We start from the raw sequence: 24265 nt of genomic DNA, 5'->3' as shown, positions 1-24265 counted from the left end.
CCCGGGCTGGCCCGGGGCCGCGGCATCCGGCACCGCGACTTCTGACTACCCGAGGGGGACACGCGGTCACCCTCCAGGAGTCTGAAGGTACACCGGCAGAGCGCACGGGGGGACCCGCCCGCTACACCGGTCTTGCCCTATCAACGTACGTCACGGTGCGCGGTGTTCCCGGCCGAGGTCCAGATTGCTACTTGTAAACGTGTGGGGCCAGTGTGCCGATGAACGGCAGATTCCGGTATCGCTCGGCGTAGTCGAGGCCGTAACCGATGACGAACTCGTTGGGAATGTCGAACCCCACGTATTTCACATCGATCGGCACCTTCACCGCGTCGGGTTTCCGCAGCGCGGTGCAGATCTCAAGTGAGGCGGGATTACGCGACTTCAGGTTTTCCAACAGCCAGTGCAGGGTCAGGCCGGAGTCGATGATGTCCTCGACTATCAGCACGTCGCGGCCCAAGATGTCGGTGTCGAGGTCTTTCAGCACGCGTACGACGCCGGATGACTTCGTGCCCGCGCCGTACGACGACACCGCCATCCAGTCCATTTGCACGGGCACGTGCAGGGATCTGGCCAGGTCGGCCATCACCATGACGGCGCCCTTCAGCACGCCCACGAGAAGCAAGTCTTTACCCGCGTAGTCCTCGTCGATCCGCCCGGCAAGCTCTTTGATCTTGGCCTGGAGCTCGTCCTCGGGAATGAGGACATTTTCCAGGTCATGGCCCATGTCGGCAGCGTCCACCTGTGGTTCCTTATGCGATGGGACTGATGGCGAGTATCAGGGTGCCATACCGCCGGACAGCGGACAGACCCCCGGGCAGGTCCACGGCCTTCTGCCCGCGCCAGCTCGTGACCAGCCGGTCCACGGCCAGCACGTGCGTGGCCGAGAGGGCCCCTGACGGGGTTCCCGCCGCGATAGCCGCCCGCCGCAGCACCCGCCGCCTAACGGCGTCGGGGAGCTTCTCCAGCTCTGGCAAGGCCAGTGTCACCGATCCCGGAATATCGCTAAGAGCGCAATTTTGGTACGCCGATTCGGCCCATTGATCGAGGGCGTCGGCGTCCTCCCGCGCCATCCCCGCGGTCCTCGCGAGCGCCTCGGCCACCCCGGGGCCCAATTCCGCCTCGAGGACGGGCAGGACCCTCCTTCGCACGCGGACCCTCGTGTAGCGGGGGTCCTCGTTGTGGGGGTCGTCCCAGGGGTCGAGCCCCATGGCCTCGCAGGCCCTGACGGTGGTGGCCCTGGGGATGTTCAGGAACGGCCTGCGGTAGCGCCCGCTGCGTGCCGCCATCCCGGACAGGGACCTGACGCCGCTCCCCCTGGCCAGGCCCAGGAGCACCGTCTCCGCCTGATCGTCGCGGGTGTGCCCGAGCAGGACCGCCTCCGCCTGAAGCCGGTCCGCCGCCTGGGCCAGCGCGGCGTACCTCGCGTCCCGCGCCGCCGCCTCGGGGCCGCCCTCGGTGCCGACCGTGACGGTGAGAACCTCGGCCGGGCTCAGATCGAGCCGGCGGGCCCCGATGTCCGCGACCGTCCGGGCCCGCTCGGCCGAGCCGGGCTGGAGCTGGTGATCCACGGTGAGCAGCCCTGCCCTGAGGCCCGCCCTGGGCGCCACGAACGCCAGCGCCGCCGCCAGCGCCAGGGAGTCGGCCCCGCCGCTGCAGGCGGCCAGCACGAGCGCGCCTTTCTCGACGTCGGCCAGCGCCTCACGCACTGCCCGGCGCACGTCGGCTACGGCTGGATGTGGACCCACGGGTGCCATTCTCACCCCCCGCCACCCACCCCAACACCACCCGCGCCCGCCGCCAACCGCCCGCCGCCAGCGCCGCCCACAGACGCCCGCCACCTGCGCCATGCCGCTCACCGGCGCGGGGCGCCGAACTCCCCCGCACCGCGCCCTATCGGCGCGGCACTCCAAGAAGACGGAACGTCGGCCTCACGCACCTGCATCATGAGGCGCTTGCGCCACCCGCCCACCGCCGGCCGCCTTCGCAGCCCGCTGGGCGGTCGCTGGCGAAAGGGGCCGGGGCGGGCCGGGAAGGTTAGGCCGGGAGGGCCGGGGTGCCGATGACTCGGCTGATCCAGGCGTCCGGGTCGGAGATCTCCGACGTCGTCGGAAGCGTCTCGGGAGAGGTCCAGATCTTGTTGAAGCCATCCATCCCCACCCGGTCCACCACCTTCCGCACGAACGCCGACCCCTCCGCGTACTGCTTCATCTTGAGGTCGATCCCCAGCAGCCGCCGCACCGTACGGTCGAGGCGGGAGCCGCCCTCCCGGCGCTGGGCGAACTTGGCGCGGATGTCGCCCACCGAGGGCACCACGGACGGGCCCACCGCGTCCATGACGTAGTCGCCGTGCCCCTCCACCAGGGTCATCACGGCCGTCAGGCGGTCGAGGATCTCCTTCTGCCCCGGCGACTGGATGGCGTCGATGAGGTTGCCCTCCCCGCCGCGCACCACGTCGGCCACCGTGTCGGCGGCGCTGCGGAGGCGTTCGAGCAGCGTGGGCAGGTCGAGGTCGGAGGCGAGCAGGAACTCGGTCATCTGCGACCGGACGTATTCGCGCAGCCACGGCACACCCGTGAACTGCACCCGGTGCGTCTCCTCGTGCAGGCACACCCACAGACGGAAGTCGTGCGGGTCGACGCCCATCTCGCGCTCGGCGTGGACGATGTTGGGGGCGACGAGCGTCAGCCGGCCCGCGGGCTCCTGGCCCGTGGGGTCGGGCGGGAGGAACAGCTCGTACTGCCCGAGGACCCGCGAGGCGAGGAAGGCCAGGACGGCCCCGACCTCGACGCCCGTGATGCGGGAGCCCACGGCGGTGACGATGGCGGGCGGCTGGTTGTCGCCGCTGCCCATGCGCTCCGTCAACGGCTCGAGCACCACGCGGAAGCCCTCGACGTTCGCCTTGATCCAGCCGGGCCGGTCGACGACGGTCGCGGCCTGCGGCGCGGCCTCCGCGTGGATCTTGGTGAACTCGCGCACGTGGCCCTCGGCCTCACGCGACAGGGTACGGAGCTCGGTGACGGCCTGCCTGGCCTCCTCCCGGCTCACTTGAGGACCGGGGCGCACCAGGCGCGTGCCGGTCGAGACAGCCAGATCCCAGTCGATCACCTGCATACCGTCCACCGTACGTGCTCGATGCCCAACCTGCGAAGGAGCGCCGGTGTCTGGACTGAGGGGGAGGGAACGAAGCGACCGAGCGACGAGGGAAGACACCGGACCCCAGCGACTGAGCCGCGAGCCGAAGGATCGCCATGAGCACGCGAAGGAGCGCCCTCCTGAAGGAGCGCCGATCAGGACCTTGCCACGGTGGCGGCGAGGCGGTCGAGTACGGGTTCGGCCGTGACCGGGACGCGGTCCGCCATGAACGCGAAGGTCACCAGCCGCCCGTCCTTCGTGGTCGCCATGCCCGCCAGCGTGTTGACGTTGTTCAGCGTGCCGGTCTTGGCGCGTACGAGGCCCACCTGCCCCCTGCTGTCGCTGCCCGTGAACCGCCGGCCGTTCCCCAGCGTGCCGGAGAAGCCCGCGATCGGCATGCCGGAGGCGACGGCGTGCAGGTTGGGCTGGCTCGTGGAGCCGGCCATGGCGATCAGCTTGGCCAGGGCGCTGGGGCTGATGCGGTTGCGGGTGGACAGGCCGCTGCCGTCGGAGAGCGAGATCCCCTGCGCGGCCCCAAGCCGCTGGAGCACCGCCACAACCGCCTTGTTGCCCCCTTCGAACGACGCCTCCTGGCCTTCCTTGATGGCCACGTGCCTGGCCAGGGCCTCGGCCATGTCGTTGTCACTTCGGGTGAGCGTGTGCTCGACGAGGGAGTAGATCGGGGCGGAGTCCACCCGCCCCAGCTCGGGGGCGCCCGCCGGAGCCTTGTCGGGCTTCACGGACCTGGAGACCGTGATCCCCTGCTTGGCCAGCAACTTGGCGAAGGCCGCGGCGGCGTACTGGGGCGGGTTGGAGACCCGGGGCTGATGGAAACGGGGATTCTGACGGCCTTCGTCGATGGTCAAGGCGTAGACGGGAGCGACCTCGCCGTCCGGGACGTAGTTCGGCTTCCAGCCGGGCGCGATCGGTGAACCGACGAACAACGAGGTGTCGTACGAAAGGGTGATTTTTCGAACGTTTTGCGACTTGAGGGTGGCGGCCGTGCGGGCCGCCAGGGTGGCCAGGCTGGCCTGCTTCGGGTACGTCGGTTTCGCCGACGGGCCGGCGAGCATCGGGTCGCCGCCTCCGACCAGGATGGCCGTGCCCGGCTTCGCGCCCTGGACGACCCGGGTGGACAGACGCGTGTCCGGGCCGAGGGATGCGAGGGCCGCGGAGCACGTGACGATCTTCGTGGTCGAGGCCGGGACGATGGGGACGTCGGCGTTGGCGGCGAAAATCCGTTCGCCGGTGGCCGCGTCAAGCACCACCGCGCCCACATGAGAGCCGAGCGCTTCGTCACCCAGGGCACTGGTGAGCTGGCGCGTCAAAGTACCCTTAGTCGGGAGAGGTCCGCCCCCTGACTTCACCGAAAGCTGGGCCAGCACAGGCCCTGAGGTGACCACGGGGACGGAGGAAGACCCTTCCGGCGGGGACGCCGTCGGCTTGGTCGGTGGAGACTGCCTCGTCAACGCGCCCAGGCTGAAGTCGGTGGTCATCGCGTAAACGCCGATGACGATCGTCAGGGCCTGCAGCACGGCGAGAGTGGTCAACATCACCCACCGGTCGTGCCGCGCCACGTCGTCTGCCTCTCTCCTGTGTTCGCCTACGAGACATTAACGCCCAACCGGGGGTCCCCGGGGGCTTGAGTGCGGGAGACGAAGCCGAACCAGGCACTGCCCGGTGAAGCGGAATCGGCCCATGAGAAAGGACCGCGGTGGAGTTCGACGTCGTCGTTGAGATTCCGAAGGGGAATCGGAACAAGTACGAAGTGGACCACGAGACCGGGAAGATCAGGCTCGACAGGCTCCTGTTCACCTCCACGCAGTACCCCGCCGACTACGGCTTCATCGAGAACACCCTCGGCGAGGACGGCGACCCGCTGGACGCGCTGGTGCTGCTGCAGGAGCCGACCTTCCCCGGGTGCTACATCACCTGCCGGGCGGTGGGCATGTTCAGGATGACGGACGAGAAGGGCGGAGACGACAAGGTTCTCTGCGTCCCCTCGACCGACCCGCGGATGCACCACATCCAGGACATCCATCACGTGTCGGAGTTCGACCGCCTGGAGATCCAGCACTTCTTCGAGGTCTACAAGGACCTGGAGCCGGGCAAGTCCGTCGAGGGCGCCAACTGGGTCGGCCGCATCGAGGCCGAGGCCGAGATCGAGCGTTCCTTCCGCCGGGCCAAGGAGGAGGGTCACCACTGACCCCCTCAGCGGGGCCTGGTGGCGCCCACCAGGTCCCCGCGCCAGATCGAGGCGACCCGTACGACGTCGCCGGTCTGCGGCGCGTGCACCATCTGACCGTTGCCGACGTAGATCCCGACGTGGTGGATGGTGCCCGGGTCGCTGCTGACGTAGCCGAAGAACAGCAGGTCGCCCCGTCTGAGCTGGTCCAGCGGCACGTGCGGGCCCGACGTCCACTGGGTGCCCGTCCAGTGGTCCAGCTGTATGCCCACCTTCTCCCAGGCCCGCATCACGAGCCCTGAGCAGTCGTACGTGTCCGGGCCCGCGGCCGCCCACACGTACGCCTTGCCCAGCTGGGTCAGCGCCCAGTCGGCCGCCACGTCCCCCATGGCCGAGCCCCCGGTGGCCATGCTCTGCAGCGCCGCGGCCCGCTGCCTGGCCAGCAGCTCCGCGCGGGTGCGCGCCGCGTCCACCCGGCGCTGGAGGACCACCGTACGGGCCCGCAGCTCCGTCGTCTCCTGCCGCTGCCGGGCCACGGCCTGCTCGGCCACGGTCTTGGCCAGCGCGACCCGCTCCGAGAGGACCCGGTGGGCGGCGTAGGCGTTCGCGGCCTGCGTACGCAGGATGGCGGCCACCTCCTGCGCGTCGCGCATGCTGCCGAGGGTCGCCGACTGTTCGCTCCTCATCTGCGCCAGCAGGCCCGCTCTGCGCAGGACGCCCTCTCGGTCGCCCTGATCGACGATCATGCTGACGACCGGGGTCATCAGCCCCAGCCCGCCGTAGCTCTGCGCCGCAAGCAGCCCGACGGCCTGCCTGGCCCGCTCGACCTCCGCGTCCGCCGACGCCAGCCGCGCCCTGGCCTGCGCGTAGGTCTGGTCGGCCTGCTGGAGCCTGACCAGCTCGCCGTTGTACGCCTCCACCAGCCGCTCCACCGCGGCCGCCATCCCGTCCAACCGCGCCTGCGCGGTGGCCAGGTGGGCGCTGGCCGCCCCCAGCTCCCGCGAACGGTCCTGCGCGGCCTGCCGGGCCTTGCGCACCTCCCGCGAGGAGGGGACGGGGTCGGCCACGACGGGCGGGCACAGAGCGACGACCAGGCAGCACACGAGGAGCCCGGCCCGGAATGCGCGCATTGGTCCCCCCGGAAACACATGGTTACTCTATGCACACAGTTCCCGGCAATCCACTCACGTAACGTGATCGCGGCTCGCAGATTCAGGCGAGGGCGGCATCAAGCCCTCAGTGGACCGGTCAGCCGGTGGTGGTGGGTGAGGGCGCTTCGGTGGGGGTGGTCGTGGCGGGTGGGGTGGGGGTCTGGGTGGGGGTTTGAACCGGGGTGGGGGTCGGGGTGGGGCAGGGGGTGCGGGTGCCGGGGGCGGAGGGTGGCGGGTCGTCCTCATGGGGTGGGCCGCCCGCCGGTGGCCGGTGCGTCGGCTGGGACGGTGGAAGCTGGGGGACGTACGTCGGGGGTTGCCAGTCCGAGGGCTCAGGAGGGTCGGAGGGGTCGTGGGAGGCGGGCACCTCGGCCTCCGGCGAGGAGCGTACGGAGTCGCGGACCGGCGCGACGGACGGCACCAGCATCGGGACGCCGGTGACGCCGATCGGACGGGTGGTCCTGCTGTCCAGGACGGGATCGCCCGTCACCACCACGTCCGGGGAGTCGGAGCGCCAGGGCAGGCGGATGGCGGGCGGTTCGCCCGTGGCCGGGAACGCGGCCGTCGCCACCCCCGACACCCCGCCCTCCTCGGTCTCGAACTGATGGAAGATCAGCGCTATCGCCACCACGGCCGCGACCGCCGCCAGCGCGCCTGCCAGCGCCTTAGGCCACCCTCGAACGTTCCTGTCCGCGGGAACGGGAAATCCGGCGGCGCCCAGGTTGCCCGTACGCCTGGCGACGTAACGGCGGTACGGCAGGAGTTCGGGGTCGACGAAGCAGCTCATCACCCGCAGGCGGAGCGTGTCGGGCAGGGTCTGCTGGGGCAGCAGGCCGAGGACCTTGGCGGGCGACACCTCGCGAGTGCGGTGCGGCGCGCAGGTCTCGCAGCGCCGCAGGTGCCGGACCAGGCGCTCGCGCATCTCCTGGGTCAGCTCGCCGGAGAACCCGGCCAGGATCGCGGCCCGCTGCGGGCAGTCGTACGGGCCCTTCAAGGCGAGGATCTCGGCGGTGATCGCGTCGCGCAGCCGCTCGCGCGCCCCCTCCAGGACCTGCTCGACCTGCCGCGTCCCCAGCACCTGGGCCAGCTCCGGCGCGGGCAGCGAGTGCCGGTACGCGAGCTCCAGGGCCTCGCGGTCGGCGACGGGCAGGCTCTGGACGGCGTTCCAGGCCATGACCCGCAGGTCGGCGTCGGCCGCGTCGTGCGGCGGCGGCGCCTTGGCCAGGGCCTCGGCGGACCCCGGCGGCGCGGCGGCCCGGCGGCGCAGGCACTCGGCGCGGGCCAGCGCGTACAGCCAGGTGCGCAGCCTGTCCGGGTCGGCCAGCGCGCCCGCGTGCGCCTCCGCCGCGATGAGGGTGTCGCGGAGCGCCACCTGGGCGCTGTCCGCGTTCAGCAGGAGGGACCAGCAGTAGCGGTAGACGCTCTCCGCGTACGTGTCATAGAGCGCGGCGAGCGCGCCCGGGTCACGGGCGCGGAGTGCTTCGACCAGGACGCGGTCATTCATATGACCGAAGGTAATTGATTGGTAACTAGTAGTTCTACCGCTTTCGGGGTGTCGGTATAACAACGCCTTTGGATTTTACCCAATTCATTGTTTATGCTCCGACACGACCTGTGTGCTCCGGTCTACCGAGAACGGTTCGGTCACCGGCTTGACGGTATGGACCGGTGCGGCTCCGGCGAGCGCCAGCTCCTCGTAGGGACGGCCGGTCGAGCCCCAGGTCCGGGCCGTGATGTCGGTCCTCGCGACCTTTGTCCCTTGGGGCAGCCCTGACACGGTGAGGATGAATCGCGGCGGGCTTCCGGTTTTGACGTCGTCCACGAATGTGCTCCCGCCGCCGAGGAGTTTGCCCGCTTTGTCGCGCAGCAGCGCGTTCACGACGAGACTGCTGGCCGACATTTGATAGGGATTGCCGACATATCCAGTAATAAGGTATGAGCCGTCTTTCTGGGGCAATGTCTGGACTCGGCTCACAGGGAACCGCTGGAACGCGGAGGGAATCCGCGCCGCCGCCCGCCAGCGCGCGGGACGGTACTGGATCGTCACCCTCGCCGGCTTCTCGGATGCGGTGGCCTGGCCGGTGAAGGCCAGCGAACCGCCCGGCGGCACGGCGTCGAGCGGCTGGTCCATCCTGACCACCTCGGTGCCCTTGGCGTCGTGTCCGACGATCGTGGCCACCACGTGCTCGCCGAAGTGCCACGGGTTGGCGTTGCTGAGCACACCCGCCCAGGTGACGGCGTACCCGTCGGCGGATTTGACGATATTGGAGACCTGCTCCTTGAGCGCAAGGGGCTTGAGCTCTTGCACGGGTCGCTTCTCGCTCGCGCACCCGGAGAGGCAGATCGCCCCGAGTGCGCAGAGTGCGAGCAGGCTGACGGTTCGGCTGCGCGGGATCACTTTGCCGTGATAACCCGTGCATGGGCACGGCTGGCAGAGGACACGCGCCAGGCGTACCAACTCTTTAACGGGGACGTACGACCCTGGCCTCGTCCCAAACGGGCTCGGACGACTCGTAGACCGTGCCGTCGGAGCCGAAGACCAGGTAGCGGTCGAAGTCGGCGGCGAACCAGCGGTCGTGGGTGACCGCCAGGACCGTGCCGTCGAACGCGTCGAGGCCGGCCTGCAGCGCCTCCGCACTGGCCAGGTCGAGGTTGTCGGTCGGCTCGTCGAGCAGCAGCAACGTGGCCCCGGACAGTTCGAGCAGCAGGATCTGCAGCCGGGCCTGCTGCCCGCCGGAGAGCGTGTCGAACCGCTGCTCGGCGATCAGCCCCGCCAGCTCGTAGCGGGCCAACGTCTTCATGGCCTCGTTCTTGAGCTTGGCGTGCTCGGTCATGACGATCTCGACCGGGGTGCGGCCGAGCAGGTCGGGCCTGGCGTGCGTCTGGGCGAAGTGGCCGGGGACCACGCGGGCGCCGAGCTTGGCGACCCCCTCGTGGTTGACCGGCTCTCCGGCCAGCAGGCGCAGGAAGTGGGACTTGCCCGAGCCGTTGGAGCCGAGGACCGCGACGCGCTCGCCGTACCAGACCTCCAGGTCGAACGGGCTCATGAGACCGGTGAGCTCGAGCACCTCGCAGGTGATCGCGCGCTTGCCGGTGCGGCCGCCCCTGAGGCGCATCTTGATGTTCTGGTCGTTCGGGGGCGTCTCGGGCGGGCCCGCCTCCACGAACTTGCGCAGCCGGGTCTGGGCGGCGTGGTAGGGGGCGGCCATGCCGTCGTTGTATCTCGCCTTGTTCTTGAGCATGTTGACCAGGGCCTTGAGCTTGGCGTGCTCTTCGTCCCAGCGCCTGCGCAGCTCGTCGAGGCGTTCGTTGCGGGCCTTGCGGGCCTCGGCGTACGTGCCGAACCCGCCGCCGTGGATCCAGATGTTGCCGGACTCGACGGTCACGATGCGGTCGGCCGCGTTCGCCAGGAGCTGGCGGTCGTGGCTGACCAGCAGCACGGTCTTGGGCGTCTCCCTGAGCTGCTGCTCCAGCCACTCCTTGCCGGGGACGTCGAGGTAGTTGTCGGGCTCGTCGAGCAGCAGCGTCTGGTCGGGGCCGCGCAGCAGCGCCTCCAGGACGAGCCGCTTCTGCTCGCCGCCGGACAGCGTGGACACGTCCCGATATTTCACCCTTTCGTACGGGACGCCGAGCGCGGCCACCGTACACGTGTCCCACAACACCTCGATGTCGTAGCCACCCGCGTCGGTGTAGTCGCTGATGGCCTGCGCGTAACGCATCTGCGTCTTCTCGTCGTCGCGCTCCATCATGACCAGCTCGGCCGCGTCGAGCCGCTCGGCCGCCTTGCGCACCGCCGGTGGGGCGACGCCGAGCAGCAGGTCGCGCACGCTGCTCCCGTCGCGCACGCTGCCGATGAACTGCCGCATCACGCCCAGCCCGCCGGAGCTCGCCACGCTGCCGTCGACCGGCTGGAGGTCACCGGCGATCAGCCGCATGAGCGTGGTCTTGCCCGCGCCGTTGGGCCCGACGAGCGCCGCTTTCACACCTTCGCCGATCCGGAAGGACACGTCGTTGAGCAGGGGCCGCCCGTCGGGCAGCACGTACGTGAGATGTCCTACTTCGACGTGGCCCATCCCGGCAGGCTACCGGGCCCCTTCCGGCGCGGTCACCACATTTTCCGCCCTCAGCCGGCCGCGACGCCGCGCAGAATGGTCGTCTCCACCACGCCCAGCATGCGAGGGGTGAACCACGCTGCGAGATCCGCCGCCCGTTCCAGCACGTCGGCGTCCACTGCGTGGACCTTCACCCCGAATTCGTCGATCAGGCGCACGGCCGCCACGAATTCCTCGGGTGTGAGCCGACCGGAGAGCAGTCCCTTTTTCGAAGAACCCCAGCTACCTCGATTCACGCGAAATCCGCCGTCTCCAACGCGACCTGTCCGCGGAGAAATGCGTCCTGAATCTCGCGGGCATGCTCGTAGCCAGGCTGATCGACGAACCAGCGCAGGAACACGCCCGTGTCGACGAGGTAGGCGTCAGCCACGAGACCCTTCCCGGAGCTGGTCCAGTTCTTCGTCGACACCTGTCACACCGCGCATCCTGTCCCGGATCCGCTCCAAGGCCGCGGCCGCCTGAATCCGGCGGCTCGCCAGAAGATTTTCACGGACGAGCGCGATCATCGGCTGCACCCGATCATCGGGAAGCTGATCGACCAGCGAGTGAAGTTCTTCACGCATCGCGCTCATACACGCAGTGTATGAGCGCCTGCTGTCGCGCCATTCGATTTCCGTCGCCGCGGACGCGGTCTGTTCCTCAGACGAGGGTGGACTTGTAGAAGATGCTGGCCTTGCGGGCTCCCGCGGTGCCCGAGGCGAGGCCGAGGCACAGCCTGGGCCGTCCCGAGACGATCTGGATCGCCATGCCCTCCGGCTCGCGGTAGTCCAGGGACTTGCCCGCCTGGCTGAGCGAGCGCTGGACCTTGGCGCCCGTGCGCAGGTCGACGCAGGTGATGTACGTGTTGCCCGGCGCGGGGTTGGAGGAGCCGTAGGCCGTGCCGTCGAGCAGGTAGAGGTAGTTGCCGTAAGCCGTGTAGCCCTGGAAGACGCCCAGGCCGGACGGCTGCGCGACGTCGTACAGCTTCTTGGCCGTGCCCGCCTTGACCGCCGCCAGCGAGTACGCCACGAACCGCGCCTGGCCGCCGACCCGGCAGCGCATGATCAGCCGGTTGGTGGACGGGTCGATGGCGCAGGTGGTGCTGGTCGCGCCCGAGATCAGGGTGTACTTGGTGAGCGCCGAGGACGACGGCGTGAGCGTCTGGCCGTTGACGAACTTGAACCTCGCCAGCCGCCGCCCCCACGCGTTCCCCGAGCCGTCGGCGACCGCGTCGGTCTCCGTCCACAGGTAGGCGGAGCTGCCCGACGGCTCCACGCCGATCTGCACGCCGTGGCCGAAGCCCTTGAGGTACATGTGGCCGAGCACCGATCCGGACAGGCTCAGCTTGGTCACGCAGAGATCCCCGGCCGCCGCCGAGCCCGAGCCGTTCTTCAGCTGGGCCAGGTAGATGTGCCCGTGGGTGTTGTCGAAGGCGAACGACTGCAGCACGGTCTCGTCGTACAGCGCCTTCTTCCAGATCAGCTGGCCGGCGGGCGCCGCCAGGTCGAACCGGCCCGCTGCGGAGGCGGCGGCCGCCGCCGTCTCCGTGCCTGCCAGAGCCGCCGCCGCGGCTCCGGCGCCGACCTTGAGCAGATCTCGGCGAGTGACCGGCATACAACCTCCATAACGGATATTTACGGATATTTCAGGAAGTCACTCACCCTAGTGCAGCTCTCTGAGGATCACCTCCGAACTCCAACGATCTGATTCAGCCGAGTGTGAGAGGGCCCTAGACAGTAAGTGATCTAATGACTAGAACTGTAGGGAACTTCCCTCCCCCAAGGACGAGTGATGACGCGATTCCGCTCCGCCTTAGCACCCCTCGCCATCGCGTTGGCCGGCCTGACGGCCGTACCGCAGCAAGCCTGGGCCGCCCCGCCCAAACCCGTCCCCTCGGTGGCCCAGCAACAGCAGCCGCCGGCCGCACCGAAGGCCGCGTGTGGCCCGACTGTCAAGGCAACCACCACCGACGCCCGTCTGACCAGCCTTTTCACCAACTACGGCAACGACAACAGCCGGTTGGACGACTGGACGGGTGCCGACGGCACCTACTCGGTCAAGCTGCCGAACGGCAAGGAGCTGTGGATCTTCTCCGACACGTTCCTCGGCCGGGTGAACAGCGACGGCTCGCGCCCGCCCGTGGTCGGGGAGGGCGGGGACACGGTCTTCCTGAACAACTCCTTCGCCGTCGAGCGCGACGGCAGGCTGTCCACGATCCACGACGGCACCGCCGCCGCGCCGACCGCCGTCATGCCTCCGCGCGACCAGAACCACTGGTACTGGGCCGGCGACGCCACGGTGGCCGGCGGGCTCGTGGAGGTCACCTACCAGGAGTACGAGCGCTACGGCACCGGCGCGTGGGACTGGCGCTGGCACCGGAACGTGGTGGCCAGGTTCGCCCCGGGCCGGCTGAACGCGCCCGTCAGCGTCACCGACCTGCCGTCCGGGCACGGCGTGGCGTGGGCCTCCGCGATCCTGAAGGACGGCGGATACACCTACGTGTACGGCGTCGAGGACCTCGGCTCGCCCAAGTACATGCACGTCGCCAGGGTCAGCGGGCAGAGCCTGCTGGGCACGTGGGAGTTCCTGAAGGCGGACGGCACCTGGTCCCCGAACGAGGCCGACTCGGCGCGCGTCATGAGCGGCGTCGCGAACGAGTACAGCGTCACCAAGGTCGGATCCGGATATGTCCTGATCACACATGACACGACCGAAGTGCTGAGCCCCAACATCGTGGCCTACACCTCGTGCTCCCCGTTCGGCCCGTTCACCGGCAAGCAGCACGTCTACACGACCCCCGAGACCAAGGGGAACATCTTCACCTACAACGCCCACGCTCATCCCGAGGTCGCGGGCAACGGTCTCGTGATCTCCTATAACGTCAACAGCTTCGTGAACACCGACCACTACCGGGACGTGACCATCTACCGGCCGAGATTCCTGGATGTGACCTTCCAGTGAGGCGTAACTGGGCGGCCCGCCTGCGGCCCGTCACGATCGACGGGCTGCGGGCGGTCGTGCTGGAGAACGAGCGGCTGCGCGTGACCGTCCTGCCGGACAAAGGCGGCGATGTGCTGGAATTTCTGCACAAGCCCACCGACACGGACTTCGTCTGGCTCTCCCCGCAGGGCCTGCGCAACCCGCACGACCACCTCCAGGGCGCGGCCGACGACGTCGCCCAGTTCATCGACCACTACGAGGGCGGCTGGCAGGAGATCTTCCCGAACGGCGGCGCGCCCAGCGAGTATCGGGGCGCGCGGCTGGCGCAGCACGGGGAGGTCTCCGGGCTGCCGTGGCGCTGCGAGGTCGTGGCCGACTCCGAGGAGGAGGTCGCGGTACGGCTCAGCGTACGGACGCGGCGGCTGCCGTACCGGATGGAGAAGGTCTTCAGGCTCAGGTCGGGCACGGCGGCGCTGGAGATCGAGGGCCGGGCCACCAACGAGGCCGATCTCCCGCTGCATGCCATGTGGGGGCAGCACATCGTGTACGGCCTGCCGTTCCTGCGTCCCGGCGCCCGGATCAGGCTGCCGGAAGGCGTCAAGGTGATCCCCCACGAAAGCGCGATAAATCCGGCGGGCCGCCGGGTCCGGGCGGGCGGGCCGTGGGAGTGGCCCGTCGTCCCGGCCGACGGCGGCGGCGAGACCGACCTGAGCGTGGTGCAGGAGCCGGGGTCGCCGAGCGACATCGTCTACCTGACGGGCTTCGACGAGGGTTGGTACGAAATTTCGGGGGATATCGGTATGCGGGTGGAGTGGGATGCGACTCTCCTGCCGTACCTGTGGATGTGGCAGGAGCTCGGCGCGTCCACCGGCTATCCCTGGTGGGGACGGGCGTACACGCTGGGGCTCGAACCGTTCTCCAGCATGCCGACCGACGGCCTGGCCGCCGCGGTGGACAACGGCACGGCCCTCGTCCTGGGCCCGCACGAGACGAAGGTGTTGAGAATGCGCGCGGAGGTTCTGGCGTGAGTGAGCGTAGCGAACGAACAATTAGACGCAGTAGTGAATCACTCATGCGCCCGACGAAGGAGGGCGCATGAGTGAGTTCAGCGGGAAAGTGGCGCTGGTCACGGGTGGTTCGATGGGCATCGGGCGGGCCGTGGTGGACCGGCTGGCCGACGGCGGGGCGTCCGTGGTGTTCTGCGGGGTCGACAAGGACGCGGCGCTCGACACCGATCGCGTCACCGGCGTGGTTGCCGACGTGCGCCGGGCCGGCGACATGCGCGACCTGGTGGACCTGGCCGTGACCAGGTACGGCGGGCTCGACGTCGTCGTCACCTGCGCGGGCGTGCAGCGCTACGGCACGGTCGAGGACACCCCGGAGGAGGTCTGGGACGAGGTGCTCGACATCAACCTCAAGGGCGTCTACCTCACCTGCAAGGCGGCCGTCCCCAAGCTGAGGGCCCGCGGCGGCGGCTCGATCGTGATCATGTCATCGGTGCAGGCGTTCTCCTCGCAGGCGCAGGTGGCCGCCTACACCGCGAGCAAGGCCGCGCTCAACGGCCTGACCAGGGCCATGGCGCTCGACCACGCCGCCGACGGCATCCGGGTGAACGTGGTCTGCCCGGGCTCGGTGGACACCCCGATGCTGCGCTGGGCGGCGGACCTGTGGCGGGGCGACCTGTCGCAGGAGGAGCAGGTCGCGCAGTGGGGCCGCTCCCACCCGCTGGGCCGGGTGGGCCGCCCTGAGGAGGTGGCCGAGCTGGTGGCGTTCCTGGCGGGGCCGCGCTCGTCGTTCATCACCGGGGCCGAGCACCGGGTGGACGGCGGCCTGCTCGCGCAGAATCCGGCCGCCCTTCCCGAATAGGCCACAGGTTCCCCTGGGGGCGTACCAAAGCTGGCAAGTGTTGTGTCAACGCGACGAACTTGCAGGTCGTACCACTGATACCAGTGGTCCTCGGCGTGCCGGGCACGCGACCCGATCCACGGGCGCGCAGCCCTTGATCGTGCGGCGAGTCATAGCGACTCGTGATCGATCTTGCACGCTAGGTTACGAGGTCGAAACGACTCACCGAGGAGAGACCTGTGAGGCTATCGAGAAAGGCCGCCGGCATCGTCGCCGCGGCCGCGCTGTTGACCGCGGTCGTGCCGGCCACCGCAGCGGTGGCCAGCCCCCGCTCGACCTGCTACGGCGGTCGAGTCTGCCTGTACGCCAGCTTCGACTACAACCGCGGTCAGGTCGACCACTGGCGTGACTTCATCGAGGACGACTCGGACTTCGCCGACAACAACTGGCTGAACTGGGACTTCAGCAACTCCTGGGAGACCATGGACAACGAGACCAGCTCTGTCAGGAACCGCATCGGCTGCAGCGCCACCCTCTGGCAGCACCCGGGGTACACGGGAGCCCACAGCACGTTCATGCACAACTCGAACGACGGCTTCCTGGCGAACAACGCCATCGGCAACAACCGCGCCAGCGCGCTCGACATCTGGTGCCGCTGAGCAGTAACGGGAGTGCCGGTTTCCGGGCTTGGCCGCCGGAAACCGGCTGTCGCGGACTCCTCGCGGGCGCACTGCTGCTGACCACGGTCACGGCCTGCGCCGCCGACGAGCCCGCGCCGCGAGCGCCGGTGAAAGGCGTCTCCTCGGTGTCGGAGTTGGTGCTGCCGTTCGACACCTACAAGACCACTCCCGAGCAGCGGGCCGTCCTGGGCAACGCCCACAACCAACTCGTCGTGCAGTGCATGCGCAAGCAGGGCATCACGATCGACCCACCCGCGGAGGACGCCGCCGCCCTCGCCGCGGTGGACCCCGGCAACTCCCGCCGTTACGGCGTGGCCGACATCGAGGCGGCCAAGACCTACGGCTATCACCTCGCCCGGCCGCCCTCGCCCGACACCACGGGCGCCTGGGCCGGCAAGCTCCCCAAACCCGCCCGGCACCGCCTGTACGGCACCGCCGCCGACCGCGGCTGCCTGGACCGGGCCACGCTCACCCTGGACAAGGGCTCGACGAAGGCCGACTGGCCGTGGCTGGCCCTCCAGGACTCGCTCACGCTGGAGCAGGCCGCCAAGGATCCGTCCGTGACGGCGGCCGCCAAGCGCTGGGAGACGTGCATGGGCCAGGCGGGCGAGTCCTACCCGGCTCCCGAGGCCGCCATCGCCGACAGCCGCTGGGACCTGGACAAGCCTGCGGTCAGCGAGGACGAGAAGCAGACCGCGACCGCCGACACGACCTGCAAGTGGTCGTCGGGCCTGGTGGCGGCCTGGTTCACGGCCGACGCGGAGCTCCAGCGGGCGGTCGTCCGGGACAACGCCGACCGCTTCGCCGCGCTCCGCGACAACCTCAAACAGCGCCTGGCCCGGGCCTCAGCCCTGCTGACCGAGCACGAAGGCGGCCAGGTCGGCTGACTGCCGGAGCCTGCTCGGCTCGTGGACGTACATCATGTGGCCGGCCTCGTAGTACCGGAACTCGACGTTGGCGGCCAGCTCCGCGGGCACGGGCAGGTGCGCGAACGCGTGCTCGGCGGCGTAGTACGGCGTCGCGCCGTCGTGGTAGCCGCAGGCCACGTGCACGCGCAGGTGCGGGTTGGCCCGCATCGCGTCGGCCAGCTTGTCGACCACCGCGACGTGGGCGCCCTCGAACTCCTTGAACGACCACGGGTGCACCCGCGACGTGAGCACCTCGTACGGCAGGTCGTTGGCGTAGCCCAGCTCGGCGCGCAGGTAGTGGTTGAGCGCGGCGCTGTAGGGGCCCATGATCGCGTTCATGCTCGGGTCGGCGGAGAAGTGCTCGCGCCCCGAGTCGGGGTCCCAGCCGGTGAACCGGCCGTCGAGGCGGCCGACCACCTGGCGGCGCGAGCGCAGCACCTCGGTGAAGAACCTGATGTGCTCGATCCGCAGGTCCACGCGGTCGACGTAGTCCTCGCTCAGCCCGGTCAGCGCGGCGACCGTGGAGACGGCGGCCGAGCGCTCCTCGCCGGTGAGGCGGTTGCCGCGGGCCAGCGCCCACGGGTAGTCGCGCTCGGCGTACGCCTCGGCCTCGCGCAGCACGTCGGGCAGCGGCCGGTCACCGTGTAGCCCGTGATAGTGCGCAATAGCGGCATAAGTCGGCAAATAGAGGGCGTAGGACAGGTCGTTGCCCTGGTTGAAATCCCCGGTGATGAAGTCGAGCACCGAGGAGATCAGCATCACGCCGTTGAGGTACATGCCGTACCGCGACTGCAGGTGGTCCGCCAGCCCGGCCGCCCTGACCGTCCCGTACGACTCCCCCGCCAGGAACTTCGGCGACATCCACCGCCCGTTCCTGGTGGTCCACAACCGGATGATCTCCCCGACGGACTCGATGTCGCCGGTGAAGCCGTGGTACGGCTCCGGCTTCTCGCCCTCGGCCGCCCGCGAGAAGCCCGTCGAGACCGGGTCGATGAAGACCAGGTCGCTCACGCTCAGCAGGCTCTCCTCGTTGTCGGCCAGCCCGTAAGGGGGAGGCAGGAGCGCGCCCGCGTCCCCCATCACGACCCGGCGCGGCCCGAGCACGCCCAGGTGCAGCCACACGCTCGACGATCCCGGGCCGCCGTTGAACGCGAACGTGACCGGCCTGCTCAGCGGCTCGGCCCCGTCGAGCGTGTACGAGGTGACGAACATCTCGGCCTTGGGCCGCAGGCCCCCGAACTTGCCGTCGTCGATCACCTCCTCGCGCAGCACCATGGTGCCGGTGGTGGCGGTGTACGCCTGCCCGGACGGCAGCGTGTGCGAGGTGGTGACGAGATTGTCAGCCGGCGGGGCCGGCTGGGTTTCTTCCGACATATCGCCCAATTATGGAGCTATATCGAGGGACACGGTGGGGTCGGCGAACCGTTCGTTCGGCACAGTGGCGTACCAGCCGGGCCGCCCGGGGTCCCGGTCGTACGGATAGCCGCCCGTCTCCCGGTAGAACTCGGCGTACTGGGCGACCCGCTCGGGATCCAGGCGCACCCCCAGCCCGGGGCCGGACGGCACCGCGATGGAGCCCTCCGAGTACGCCAGCTTCCCACCCTCGATCACGTCGTCCCTGAGCTGGTGGTAGTGCGCGTCGGCGGCATAGGTGAGGTTCGGCAGCACGGCGCCGAGGTGCAGCATGGTCGCCAGCTGGATGCCCAGCTCGCCCGAGGAGTGCACGGCCACCCCGAGCTGGAACGTCTCGCACACCCCCGCCGCCTTCACGCACGGCCTGATGCCGCCCCAGAACGTCGTGTCCAGCAGCACCACGTCGGCAGCCCTGCGCATGACGTTGGAGGCGAGCTGCTCGAAGTTGACGACGACGGTGTTCGTCGCCAGCGGCACCCTGACCTGCTCGCGGATGGCCCTGAGCCCTTCGAGCCCCCAGACCGGGTCCTCCAGGTAGTCGTTGTTCAGCCCCTCGATGGCCCGGCCGAAGCGCAGCCCCTCGGCCACCGACAGCACGGCGTTCGGGTCGTACCTGAGCCGGTCGTCGGGGAACGCCTCGGCCAGCGCCCGGTAGCACTCCAGCTCGTGGTCCGGCGGGAACACGCCGCCCTTGAGCTTGTGCACGGTGAACCCGTGGTCGGCCTTGAGCTGCTTGGTGTGCTCGACGAGCTGGTCGGGCGTGCGGATCTCGCCGTACCCCTTGGCCGCGTACCGGAAGAACAGGTACGAGGCGAACGGCACGGCGTCGCGGATCCGCCCGCCGAGCAGGTCGTACGCGGGCACGCCCAGGTGCTGCCCGATGAGGTCGATGCAGGCGAACTCGATGGCCGCGAGAAGCTGCGTCCTGTTGTTGTAGAGCGAGGCCGTCGGGTTGGCGATCTTGAAGCGCAGCGCCTCCAGCTGGAAGGGATCATGGTCCTTCAGGTACGGCACGAGCGCCCGGAACGCCGCTTCCGCGCTCTCGCCCCCGCCGCCCATCTCGCCCAGCCCGACCAGCCCGTTGTCGGCCTCGACCTCGACGATCGTGCGCACGAACCGGCCCCAGTGGGCGCCGTTGCTGTGCCGCAGCGGCGCCTCCAGCGGGACCGCGACCGTCGTGGCCCGGATGTCAACGATCTTCACGAACACGTCCCCCAAACAACGGCCACCCCGCACGCGGGCAGCCGTACCTTGACCGTCTCGTCCACGACATCGAGCCCGCGGGCCGAGCGCAGGCCCGGCAGGCCGACCGTCACCTCGACCGGCTCGGCGGCCAGCGACTGCAGCCGCACCACGCGCTCCTCACCCGTCCGACCGAGGGACGTGACGAGCACGTCGGGGTGGTCGACGGACACGTAGGTCTCGGTGACGTCGGGGCTGTCGGTGACGAGCGCGCCGACGAACGGCTCGGTCAGCCCCGAGGCCACCGCCGCGCCGAGCCGCCTGCCCTGGGCCCCGGCCTCCGAGGTCACGGCGTAGCGGAACGTGGTCTCGCCCTGCTGCTGGGCCGGGAAGTTGGTGTCCCAGATGTTGTTGAGCGCCCACGAATAGACCGTGCCGTCCTCCTGGTCGAGGGTCGGCGGGAACGGCGCGTACGGCATGTGGATGGTGCCGAGCTGCACCAGCGGCGCCTCCAGCGTGGCCCAGGCGACGGTCAGCTCGGGGTCCTCGAACGCGATCCAGTGCCTGATCGGCAGCATGTACTCGGCCGAGCCGGGCACGCGCGGCACGCCAGGACCGCCGACGCCGCCGGTCAGCTCCCAGGCGGTGGCCGGCCCGGTGGCGAACGGGAAGGCCAGGAAGACGGCCTCCTTGGCGGGGGTGCCCTGCTTGGCGAGCTGGTAGGTCAGGTCGACCCTGGGCACGCCGGCGTGCAGCTCGATCGTCGTGCGGATCCAGTCGACGCCCTTGCCGTGCAGCTCGACGACCAGCTTCTCGCCGACGGCCGTGCGCTGGACCTTGGTGATCGTGGCGCCCTTGCCGATGGCGCGGTCGCCGAGGAGCGTGCGGTCGTGCGCTCCGACGTGTCCCGACAAATGGTTGAAATGCGGGGCGGTGGCGTACTGGTCGTAGACGTACTGGCCGAAGCCGGCCGCCGCGTCGCCGTTGACCAGCTCGCGACCGGCCCGCTTGTCGAAGATCGATCCGACGTAGCCCTCGCGGACGTCGTACGCCACGCGGTAGAACTCGTTCTCGATCACCCCGCTCAGATCCAGCTCGACCGGCTCGGGGGCCTGGTTCACGCCGGGCACGACGTCGAGGCGGGCGTAGCTGTAGCCGGGCACGCCGGGGACGACCGCGTGGACGTGCCGCCCGATGGGCCGGGTCGGCCAGTCGTCCGGGTGCACCAGCTCCTCGTGGTGCGGGAGCGTCTCCCCGGTCCGCGAGTCCACCAGCGCGATCGGCACGTCCACGCCCACCACGTCCCTCGGCAGGAACGCGCGGACCACGTCGGTCCGCGTCCACGTGCCGGGGTTGAAGACGGCGAACGAGGCCAGCGCGCCGCCCTCGGTGCCCGCCTCCGACAGCGCGGCGCCGAACCTGCGGACCGCGGCGTGCAGCAGGTCGGCCGCGTCGTCCTGGGCGTCGTAGGCGCCGGACGACTTGCGCGTCCACTGCAGGCCGCCCGAGTCGCCCGCCTCCTCGGCGTCCTCCCACGGGTTGGCCGCGCCCCAGGTGTGCTCGTTGAACAGGGCGACCTTGTCGTAGGCCGCGTCCACCTGCTCGGTCGCGTCCACCCCGGCCAGCGTGTGCAGCGTCTCGGCGACCCGCAGGGCCGACTGCGCCCGGCGCACGTAGCCGAGCGGGCGCGCGCCCGAGCCGAGCCCGTCGGCCCACCAGTCGGTCCAGTCACCCTCGTGCACCGACAGCCGGTCGTGGTAGCGCTCCTCGACGTGCTCGAAGAAGTCGCTGTTCACGGCCGAGCGCAGGCGCGGGTAGGCCCACTCCTCGTTCCACCGGCGCGCGATCGACGCGGGGACGATCGACGGCCCCGCGTTGTCGGCATGCGCTCCCTGCACCCGCAGGTGCAGCACGTCCAGCTCGTACGGCTCCTTCGGCGCGTCCGGCCCCTGCCAGCCGAACGTGCCCGGCCCGTACGGGTAGCCGCGCGTGGCCAGCGCCGACAGATAACGCGGCAGCAGGTCGTCGGCCAGCTCGTAGGAGTCGGTCAGCCCGACCGTGTTGCCCTCCATGTACGCCATGCCGTGCGGCGTGTCCGTGAACCAGACGATGATCTCGTTGCCGCTCGGCGCCCGCCAGCGGAACGGCCTGGTCAGCTTGTCGCCGCCGTGCAGGTAGGGCACGGAGCGACCGGCCCAGTTGTGCGCCGCGGCCAGGTATCGCACGCCGTGCGAGTGCAGCGCGTCCACCAGGCCGACGACCGCGCCCGGCACGTCGGTGTGCATGGCGGACTTCGTGGCGAAGCCGTACTTCTGCTCCAGCTGGGTGGTGAAGCGGAGCTGGCGGTGCAGCTCCTCGGTCGAGCACGCCTCCGTGTGGAGCTGGAACGGCAGCGCGGTCACCTCGATCACGCCCTCGCGGGCCTTCTGCGCGAAGGACTCCACCATCTCGGCGGGCCGCGCGGCCAGCCACTTCAGCGCCGGCATCGACGACTCGACCGACCAGCGGAACTTCGCGTCGTCCGGCCAGGACGCGGTCTCCTCGGCCAGCCGCAGCGCCGCGTCCAGGTAGTCGAGGTGGTGGCGGAGCACGGTGCCCTGCGGGTCGGTGTAGCCGATGTCCAGGTGCGAGTGGTGGACGACGAACACGCTCCACTTGCGCTGCGGGGTCACCGTGACCTGCGCGGTGCCGACCACCCCCGCGTCGTCGCGGCACTCCAGCGTGAACGCGCGCGGCGCGTCCACCTCGGGCACCAGCAGCGTCACGTCGCTGCCCGACGCGCTGTCCACGCCCACCAGCACGTGGGTCAGCGGCTCGGTGCTCGACACCCTGACCGCCTGCCGGCCGTCATGGGTGAACAGCGGCAGCACCGCGACCCGAACCTCCAGCCCGCGCACGCTGATCACCGGTGTCGAGGTGTCGTCGCGCAGCGCCTGCCTGATCCCGTCATAGTCGGGACTGCCCAGGCTCCGCTGGAGCAACCGGCTCGTCATCAAACACTCCCTAGAGACAGGCCCCTGGCGAAGAGGCGCTGGGTGGCGAGGAACAGCACGACGGTCGGCAGCGAGACCACGAGGCCCGCGGCCAGGCCGACGGGCACGGGCGTCCCGGCGTACACGTCGGTCATGAGGCCGGCGATGGCGGTCATCACCGGCCGCACGTCCTCGGTCTGGGACAGGGTCAGACCGAAGATGAGGTCGTTCCAGACGAAGGTGAACTCCAGGATGAACACCGCCGTCAGCGCGCTGAGCGAGATCGGCAGGTAGATGCCCCAGAAGATGCGCCAGGTGGAGGCGCCGTCCATCCTGGCCGCTTCGAAGATCGAGAACGCTACGCCAGTGTAGAAGTTGCGCAGCACGAAGGCGGCGAGCGGCACGCTGATCGCCGTGTAGATGAGGATCATGCCGAGGCAGCTGTCGTACAGGCCGGCGTCGCTGTAGCCGACGAACAGCGGCACCAGCAGCATCTGCGAGGGGAAGACCGTGCCGCCGAAGATCAGGATGAACCAGAAGAACCCGTGCCGGAGCCGCAGCACCACGATCGTGTACCCGGCCAGCGCCCCGATGAGCACGCCGAGCAGCGGTGAGACGACGGCGTAGAGCGCGGTGCTGGCCAGGCTCTGCGTCAGGTTGGCGCTGTCGAGCGCCCGCGCGAAGTTCTCGAACAGCGCGAAGTCGGACGAGGGTGCCCACGCCCGGCCCGGATCGTACGAGGCGGCCGGGCGCGAGGCGTTCACGAGCAGCAGGTACGTCGGCCCGAGCCAGACCAGCCCGAGCACGACCAGGACGGCACGCCGGATCACTGGGACACCTGCCGCTTGAGATAGAGGTAGGACGCCAGCCCCGTGACGACGGTCAGCATCACCGCCACGGCCGAGCCGTAACCGTAGTCGCTGGCCACGAACGTCTCCTTGTACATGGTCACCGCCAGCGTCTCCGAGTTGCGCCCCGGCCCGCCCTGCGTCAGCACCCACACGATGTCGAACGTCTTCAGGCTCGCCACCAGCGCGAGCCCGACCACGACCGCGGTCAGCGGCCTCATGAGCGGCCAGATGACGTACCTGAACAGCCGCCACCCGCCGGCCCCGTCGAGCCGGGCGGCCTCGATCGGCTCCTTCGGGATCGACTGCAGTCCCACCACGAACAGCAGCATGTTGACGCCGAGCTGCTGCCACGTCCAGACCAGCAGCATCGCCAGCGTGTTGACCGGCGCGTCCTGCAGGAACGCGGTGTCCACGCCGAGCAGCTTGTTGGCGATGCCGTCGTGCGACAGGATCGGGCTCCACACCATGGCCAGGCCGGCGCCGCTCAGCGCGTACGGCAGCAGGAACGGCACCCGGAACCACACGCCGCCCTTGATGTCGTACGACAGCACCGCGACCAGCAGGCCGAGCCCGACGGGCAGCACCATGGTGCCGATGACCCAGAGCAGCGTGTTGCGGATCGAGGTGAGCAGGGCCGGGTCGTCGAGCAGCTTGCCGAAGTTGTGCACGCCGATCCACTGGGCCGGCTCCAGGCCGTCATAGCGGGTGAAGCTGAGGTAGGCCGTCCACAGGAACGGCGCGTAGAGCAGCCCCGCGACCAGCAGGACCGCAGGCGCCACATATCCGAACCCGAACCGCCCGAGTATGGGTGCCCGCGTGTTCATGGCCTCCACTCCGCGGAGGCGGGCTCGGTCGCTCCGGAGCCGCCGCCTTCCCTCGTCGCTCTGGTCGCTTCGCTCCCGCCGCTCCTCAGTC

At 69.9% G+C, this 24265-nt stretch carries 23 protein-coding genes; 6 read left to right on the top strand and 17 right to left on the bottom strand.

Going from position 1 to position 24265, the window contains the following annotated elements:
* Positions 1–187: 187 nt before the first annotated feature.
* The 4 genes from hpt to dacB all read right to left on the bottom strand — a co-directional run bounded on the left by hpt (position 188) and on the right by dacB (position 4685).
* The gene (hpt, locus tag ACWDRB_RS25080; RefSeq protein ID WP_357738103.1) at positions 188–739 is read right to left on the bottom strand and encodes a hypoxanthine phosphoribosyltransferase; all 552 of its coding nucleotides are present in this window, start codon (positions 737–739) and stop codon (positions 188–190) included.
* A gap of 10 nt (positions 740–749) precedes the next feature.
* On the bottom strand, positions 750–1754 hold the full coding sequence (gene tilS, locus ACWDRB_RS25075; protein ID WP_449897315.1) for a tRNA lysidine(34) synthetase TilS: 1005 nt from the start codon (positions 1752–1754) through the stop codon (positions 750–752).
* Between the two features lie 280 nt (positions 1755–2034).
* Positions 2035–3111: a zinc-dependent metalloprotease gene (locus ACWDRB_RS25070; RefSeq protein ID WP_350723780.1), complete on the bottom strand. Its 1077-nt coding sequence runs from the start codon at positions 3109–3111 to the stop codon at positions 2035–2037.
* A 176-nt stretch (positions 3112–3287) separates the two neighbouring features.
* The gene (gene dacB, locus ACWDRB_RS25065) at positions 3288–4685 is read right to left on the bottom strand and encodes a D-alanyl-D-alanine carboxypeptidase/D-alanyl-D-alanine endopeptidase (RefSeq protein WP_449897658.1); all 1398 of its coding nucleotides are present in this window, start codon (positions 4683–4685) and stop codon (positions 3288–3290) included.
* A gap of 161 nt (positions 4686–4846) precedes the next feature.
* Here dacB and ACWDRB_RS25060 point away from each other — a divergent pair, with 161 nt between their 5' ends.
* Complete coding sequence (locus ACWDRB_RS25060) at positions 4847–5338, top strand: inorganic diphosphatase (RefSeq protein WP_185069348.1); 492 nt, start codon at positions 4847–4849, stop codon at positions 5336–5338.
* Positions 5339–5343: 5 nt separating this feature from the next.
* Here the strand turns inward: ACWDRB_RS25060 and ACWDRB_RS25055 are convergent, their stop codons facing one another.
* The 8 genes from ACWDRB_RS25055 to ACWDRB_RS25020 all read right to left on the bottom strand — a co-directional run bounded on the left by ACWDRB_RS25055 (position 5344) and on the right by ACWDRB_RS25020 (position 12173).
* Entirely contained in the window at positions 5344–6447 is a 1104-nt protein-coding gene (locus ACWDRB_RS25055) for an NlpC/P60 family protein (RefSeq protein WP_449897311.1), read from the bottom strand.
* A 118-nt stretch (positions 6448–6565) separates the two neighbouring features.
* Positions 6566–7972 carry an RNA polymerase sigma factor gene (locus ACWDRB_RS25050; RefSeq protein ID WP_449897309.1) on the bottom strand — a complete coding sequence of 469 codons (1407 nt, stop codon included), beginning with the start codon at positions 7970–7972 and terminating at the stop codon, positions 6566–6568.
* A gap of 84 nt (positions 7973–8056) precedes the next feature.
* The gene (locus tag ACWDRB_RS25045) at positions 8057–8776 is read right to left on the bottom strand and encodes a hypothetical protein (protein ID WP_449897307.1); all 720 of its coding nucleotides are present in this window, start codon (positions 8774–8776) and stop codon (positions 8057–8059) included.
* Positions 8777–8930: 154 nt separating this feature from the next.
* Positions 8931–10541, bottom strand: coding sequence for an ABC-F family ATP-binding cassette domain-containing protein (locus ACWDRB_RS25040; protein ID WP_449897305.1), 1611 nt, complete (start codon positions 10539–10541; stop codon positions 8931–8933).
* A 50-nt stretch (positions 10542–10591) separates the two neighbouring features.
* Positions 10592–10738 carry a hypothetical protein gene (locus ACWDRB_RS25035; RefSeq protein ID WP_449897303.1) on the bottom strand — a complete coding sequence of 49 codons (147 nt, stop codon included), beginning with the start codon at positions 10736–10738 and terminating at the stop codon, positions 10592–10594.
* 74 nt (positions 10739–10812) lie between these two features.
* Positions 10813–10950, bottom strand: a complete 138-nt coding sequence (locus ACWDRB_RS25030) for a hypothetical protein (RefSeq protein WP_449897301.1) — start codon at positions 10948–10950, stop codon at positions 10813–10815.
* Positions 10943–11152 carry a hypothetical protein gene (locus ACWDRB_RS25025; protein WP_449897299.1) on the bottom strand — a complete coding sequence of 70 codons (210 nt, stop codon included), beginning with the start codon at positions 11150–11152 and terminating at the stop codon, positions 10943–10945. Before ACWDRB_RS25025 ends, ACWDRB_RS25030 begins: the two co-directional genes overlap by 8 nt.
* Positions 11153–11219: 67 nt before the next feature.
* On the bottom strand, positions 11220–12173 hold the full coding sequence (locus ACWDRB_RS25020) for a phage baseplate protein (RefSeq protein WP_449897297.1): 954 nt from the start codon (positions 12171–12173) through the stop codon (positions 11220–11222).
* Between the two features lie 177 nt (positions 12174–12350).
* Here ACWDRB_RS25020 and ACWDRB_RS25015 point away from each other — a divergent pair, with 177 nt between their 5' ends.
* The 5 genes from ACWDRB_RS25015 to ACWDRB_RS24995 all read left to right on the top strand — a co-directional run bounded on the left by ACWDRB_RS25015 (position 12351) and on the right by ACWDRB_RS24995 (position 16911).
* The gene (locus ACWDRB_RS25015) at positions 12351–13520 is read left to right on the top strand and encodes a DUF4185 domain-containing protein (protein ID WP_449897295.1); all 1170 of its coding nucleotides are present in this window, start codon (positions 12351–12353) and stop codon (positions 13518–13520) included.
* Positions 13517–14527, top strand: a complete 1011-nt coding sequence (locus tag ACWDRB_RS25010; RefSeq protein ID WP_449897293.1) for a DUF4432 family protein — start codon at positions 13517–13519, stop codon at positions 14525–14527. The genes ACWDRB_RS25015 and ACWDRB_RS25010 overlap by 4 nt, the downstream gene beginning before the upstream one ends.
* Before the next feature lie 67 nt (positions 14528–14594).
* Positions 14595–15365 (top strand): SDR family NAD(P)-dependent oxidoreductase, encoded by a 771-nt coding sequence (locus ACWDRB_RS25005; protein WP_397371969.1) that lies wholly within the window; start codon positions 14595–14597, stop codon positions 15363–15365.
* A 218-nt stretch (positions 15366–15583) separates the two neighbouring features.
* The gene (locus tag ACWDRB_RS25000; protein ID WP_363977656.1) at positions 15584–16003 is read left to right on the top strand and encodes a peptidase inhibitor family I36 protein; all 420 of its coding nucleotides are present in this window, start codon (positions 15584–15586) and stop codon (positions 16001–16003) included.
* A 146-nt stretch (positions 16004–16149) separates the two neighbouring features.
* Complete coding sequence (locus ACWDRB_RS24995; protein WP_449897290.1) at positions 16150–16911, top strand: hypothetical protein; 762 nt, start codon at positions 16150–16152, stop codon at positions 16909–16911.
* On the opposite strand, the gene ACWDRB_RS24990 is transcribed toward ACWDRB_RS24995, so the two are convergent.
* From ACWDRB_RS24990 to ACWDRB_RS24970, 5 genes are read right to left on the bottom strand one after another with little or no spacing between them, the layout of a single operon-like run.
* On the bottom strand, positions 16870–18306 hold the full coding sequence (locus ACWDRB_RS24990) for a S10 family peptidase (RefSeq protein WP_397371967.1): 1437 nt from the start codon (positions 18304–18306) through the stop codon (positions 16870–16872). The genes ACWDRB_RS24995 and ACWDRB_RS24990 overlap by 42 nt on opposite strands.
* A 9-nt stretch (positions 18307–18315) precedes the next feature.
* Positions 18316–19548, bottom strand: a complete 1233-nt coding sequence (locus ACWDRB_RS24985) for an enolase C-terminal domain-like protein (RefSeq protein ID WP_449897288.1) — start codon at positions 19546–19548, stop codon at positions 18316–18318.
* On the bottom strand, positions 19545–22520 hold the full coding sequence (locus ACWDRB_RS24980) for a glycoside hydrolase family 38 N-terminal domain-containing protein (protein WP_449897286.1): 2976 nt from the start codon (positions 22518–22520) through the stop codon (positions 19545–19547). Before ACWDRB_RS24980 ends, ACWDRB_RS24985 begins: the two co-directional genes overlap by 4 nt.
* A complete protein-coding gene (locus ACWDRB_RS24975) occupies positions 22520–23329 on the bottom strand; it encodes a carbohydrate ABC transporter permease (RefSeq protein ID WP_449897284.1) in 810 nt (269 codons plus the stop codon). Before ACWDRB_RS24975 ends, ACWDRB_RS24980 begins: the two co-directional genes overlap by 1 nt.
* The gene (locus tag ACWDRB_RS24970) at positions 23326–24174 is read right to left on the bottom strand and encodes a carbohydrate ABC transporter permease (protein WP_449897282.1); all 849 of its coding nucleotides are present in this window, start codon (positions 24172–24174) and stop codon (positions 23326–23328) included. Before ACWDRB_RS24970 ends, ACWDRB_RS24975 begins: the two co-directional genes overlap by 4 nt.
* Positions 24175–24265: the final 91 nt, after the last annotated feature.

The organism is Nonomuraea sp. NPDC003707 (assembly GCF_053587055.1).
Note: the sequence above shows the minus strand (reverse complement) of the source record. Positions and strands in the feature narration are given on the sequence as shown.